4 protein-coding genes are annotated in these 3,729 nt (G+C 77.6%); all 4 read right to left on the reverse strand.

Annotation, left to right across the window (positions count from 1 at the left end):
* Nucleotides 1-765, reverse strand: a 765-nt coding sequence (locus WCS02_RS18585; protein WP_340295777.1) for an AAA family ATPase, incomplete at its 3' end; no start/stop codon positions are given.
* Nucleotides 766-785: 20 nt separating this feature from the next.
* Nucleotides 786-2,132: an exonuclease SbcCD subunit D gene (locus tag WCS02_RS18590; RefSeq protein ID WP_340295778.1), complete on the reverse strand. Its 1,347-nt coding sequence runs from the start codon at nt 2,130-2,132 to the stop codon at nt 786-788.
* A 68-nt stretch (nt 2,133-2,200) separates the two neighbouring features.
* Nucleotides 2,201-2,617, reverse strand: coding sequence for a hypothetical protein (locus tag WCS02_RS18595; RefSeq protein WP_340295779.1), 417 nt, complete (start codon nt 2,615-2,617; stop codon nt 2,201-2,203).
* Nucleotides 2,614-3,540, reverse strand: coding sequence for a mycothiol conjugate amidase Mca (mca, locus tag WCS02_RS18600; protein ID WP_376983641.1), 927 nt, complete (start codon nt 3,538-3,540; stop codon nt 2,614-2,616). Before mca ends, WCS02_RS18595 begins: the two co-directional genes overlap by 4 nt.
* Nucleotides 3,541-3,729: the final 189 nt, after the last annotated feature.

A 3,729-nucleotide genomic window follows, 5' to 3' on the forward strand; every position in this document is an offset into this window, starting at 1 on the left:
TCCGACTTCCCCGGCCTCGGCGCCGAGTGCGGCGGCACGGTCCTCGGCCGCGGTCAGCAGCTCGCCGGCCCACGCCGCCAGGCCGGTGGTCGGCGGCTCGTCGACGTCGGCCAGGGTCGCCACCCGCTCCGCGGCGGAGCGCGCCGCGCCGTCGGCCTCGCCGAGGGCCAGGCGCGCGGCGTCCCGCTGCTCCCGCAGGTGCTGCTCCACCGCGCGGAAGCGGCGGGTGTCGAACAGGGCGCGAAGCACCTCGGCCCGGTCCTCGTCGCGGGCGCGCAGGAAGCGGGCGAAATCGCCCTGGGGCAGCAGGACCACCTGGACGAACTGCTCGTGGGTCATGCCGACGAGCCCCGCCAGCTCGTCGTTGGCCTCCTGCACGCCGGACCACCGTGCGGTGCAGTGGTCGTCGGCGAGGGCGGCCAGGTCGTCGGCCACGCGCACGGCGACCGTGGCCCGGTCGGTCGTCGTGCCCTCGCCGCGGGCCTTGGGCCGCTGCTGGTCCGGCGTCCGGACGACGTGCACGGCGCGGCCGCCGACGGTGGCCCACAGCTCGACGCTCGTGCGCACCCCGGGGGCGGCGTGGTCGCTGCGCAGCTGCTTGAGCCCGCGGGCGCCCGGCACGCGGCCGAACAGCGCGTAGCCCACGGCGTCGAGCAGGCTCGTCTTGCCCGCGCCGGTCGCCCCCCGCAGCAGGAACGGCCCCGCCGCGCTCACCTCGTCCAGGTCCACCTCGACGGTGCCGGGGAACGGCCCGAACGCGGTCACCCTGAGCCGGTGCGGGCGCATCAGGCCGCCCCCTCGCGCGCCGCCGCGGCCCCGCCGGCCGAGGCGAGGTCGAGCAGGACCAGCTCCTCGTCCTCCGTGCCGACGGCGGCGAGCTCGTCCAGGACGCGCTGCTGCGGCAGGGCGTCCGCGGCGACCTCGGCCGCCCTGACGGCGCGGAACGCCCCGTCGAGGCGGGCACGCTCGTCGTCGCTGGCCTCGGTCCCCCGGACGTGGGCGACGAACCCGACGGCCACGCCGGTGTCGTCGGCGCTCGTCCGCAGCCGGGCCGCCGCGGTCCGCTCCGGCGCGCGGCCCTGCGGCACCCACTCCAGCGCGACGGCGTGTGGGAACCGGGCCTGCAGCCGTCGCATCGCGTCCGCCGGGCGGGCCGGGTCGGTGAGGACCGCCTTGACGTGGTGGCCCTCCGCCGCGGTGTGCCCCGCCCCGGCGAGCAGGTCCTCCAGCGTGCCGGTGAGCTGGGTGAGCGGCCGGTGCACCGGCGCGTCGACCCGCTCGACGCGCGCGGCCCCGGCGGCGTCCAGGTCGACGAGCCAGCTGCCCTTGCGGTGGGCGCGCTCGGAGAAGGAGAACGCCACGGGCGAGCCGCTGTAGCGGAGCGTCTCGCCCAGCACCTGGGGGCCGTGCAGGTGCCCGAGCGCGGTGTAGGAGAACGGGGCGAATGCCTCGACCCCGACGCGGTCCAGCGACCCGACCCGGGTCCCGCCGTCGCCCGGGCGGGCCGCGCAGCAGCCGATCTCCCGCTCGCTGTCGGACCGGTCGGCGGGACGGACGCCGGCGACCCAGGTGTGGGCCAGGGCCACGGTGCGGGTGTGGCCGGCGGCCCGGGCCCCGGCGGCCGCGAGCGACGCCGCGCGCGACACCACGCCCTCCTGGGTGCGGGCGACGTCCGCGCCCGCAGGCTCGTCGCCCACCGAGAGGCGCGACAGCAGGGCGGCCGTCGTGGTCGGCTCGAGGTACGGCAGCGGGGTGAAGGCGACCGGGCCGTGCTCGTCGGCGATGACGACGGGCTCCCCGACGCGCGCAGGGTCGCAGCGCACGTGCACCCCCACCTGCGAGAGCAGCCCGGTGTGGGCACCCAGCCGGGCCGGGCTGTCGTGGTTGCCGCTGGAGACGACCACCCGGGCGCCCGCCCGCGTGAGCTCCAGCAGCGCCCGCTCCCAGGTCGACAGCGCCTGCACCGGCGGGATGGCGCGGTCGAACACGTCCCCGGCGACGAGCACGACGTCGACCCGCTCGGCCCGGACGACCTCGACCACGTGGTCGACCCACGCCTCGTGGGCAGCCGCGAGGTCGGCCCCGTGCAGGGTGCGGCCCAGGTGCCAGTCGGAGGTGTGGAGCATGCGCATGCCACGACGCTAGGTCGGGGCCCGGACACAACCCCGCAGGCAGGGCCGGGGCAGGTCAGCCGCGCAGGTCAGACGCGCGGGCGCCCCGCCCCGTCGACCCCGTCCGTCCCGTCGTCGGGCACGTCGCCCGGTGCCGAGCGGTCCCGCAGGACCGGTCCCGCGCCGTCCGCCTCGGGCGCCGCGTCCGCGTCGGGCGCCGCGGCCTGGGCCTCCCGCAGCTGGGCGTCGCGCCGCTCGGCGCGCACCACCAGGCCGCGGTTGCGCCGCACCATGTCCCGGACCAGCAGCACCAGGGCCACGGCGACCGCGAAGGTCACGAGGAACCCGAGCGTGCCGGGGGTGACGAGCTCCGGCGGCGGGGTACGGACGACCTCGGCCGGGCTGGGTGCGGGCGACGACAGCGGGAGCAGCGAGGGGAGCCCGGCGAGCCCCGCCAGGCCGGAGGGACCGGCGAGCCGCCCAACGGCGGCGAGCGCGGTGCTCATGCCGCGCCGCCCTGCGCCAGGTGCTCGCGCACCCCCGCGAACAGGTCGTCCTCCAGGTCCGCCTCGTCCACCGGGCTGCCCGCGGGGCCGGCCACCGGGCCGCCGACGAGGCTGCGGGCCAGCTCGAACTCCTCGGTCGGCCAGATGCGGCGACGCGTCTCCGCGGGCACCGAGAACCACATCCCGTCGGGGTCGACCTGCGTGGCGTGCGCGAGCAGGGCGCGGTCGGCGGTCTCCAGGTGCTCCGCGACGGGGACCCGCGTGGTGACCGCGCGCTCGGCCCGCTCCTCCCAGCGCTCCATCCACTCCGCGAAGGGGGACTCCGCGCCGGCGTCCAGCAGGGCCTGGTGGTACGTCGTGATCTTCGCCCTCGAGAACGTCTGGTTGTAGTACAGCTTGAGCGGCGACCAGGGCACCTGGCCGTGTCCGACGTACCGGTCGGGGTCGCCTGCCGCCTCGAAGGCCTCCAGCGACACCCTGTGGCACATGATGTGGTCGGGGTGCGGGTAGCCGCCGTCCTCGTCGTACGTGGTCATGACGTGGGGCCGGAACTCCCGCACGAGCCGGACCAGCGGCGCGGCGGCGATGTCGAGCGGCTCCAGCGCGAAGCAGCCGTCCGGCAGCGGGGGCAGCGGGTCGCCCTCGGGCAGGCCGGAGTCGACGAAGCCGAGCCAGCGGTGCTGCACCCCCAGGATGCGCACGGCCTCGGCCATCTCCTTGCGCCGGTAGCCGACGATGTCGCGCTCGACCTCGGGGTCGTGCTGCAGCTTCGGGTTGAGCACGTCGCCGCGCTCGCCCCCGGTGCAGCTGACGACCATGACGTCCACGCCCTCGGCGACGTAGCGCGCCATCGTCGCGGCACCCTTGCTCGACTCGTCGTCCGGGTGCGCGTGCACCGCCATCAGGCGCAGCTGCTCGCCCACGTCGTTCCTCCTGCTCGGACCGGTCCCCCGGCGGGACCCCGCACCAGTCTCCCCGACGGCACCGGTGCGGCTGCACCGCGGTCCGCGTGACGGCCGCGCCCCTCGCCCGCCACGACCGCACCGCCTGCCCGTGCCGCCCGCCCGGGTCCCCGCCGCCGCGCCCCCCGGGGGACACTGGGGGCATGGACG

It is taken from the genome of Aquipuribacter hungaricus (genome assembly GCF_037860755.1).
GTDB lineage: Bacteria > Actinomycetota > Actinomycetes > Actinomycetales > JBBAYJ01 > Aquipuribacter > Aquipuribacter hungaricus.

What these genes read in the sequence shown, in the direction of transcription:
- WCS02_RS18590 (WP_340295778.1), bottom strand. Translation starts at nt 2,132, where the DNA reads ATGCGCATGCTCCACACCTCCGACTGGCACCTGGGCCGCACCCTGCAC.
- WCS02_RS18595 (WP_340295779.1), bottom strand. Translation starts at nt 2,617, where the DNA reads ATGAGCACCGCGCTCGCCGCCGTTGGGCGGCTCGCCGGTCCCTCCGGC.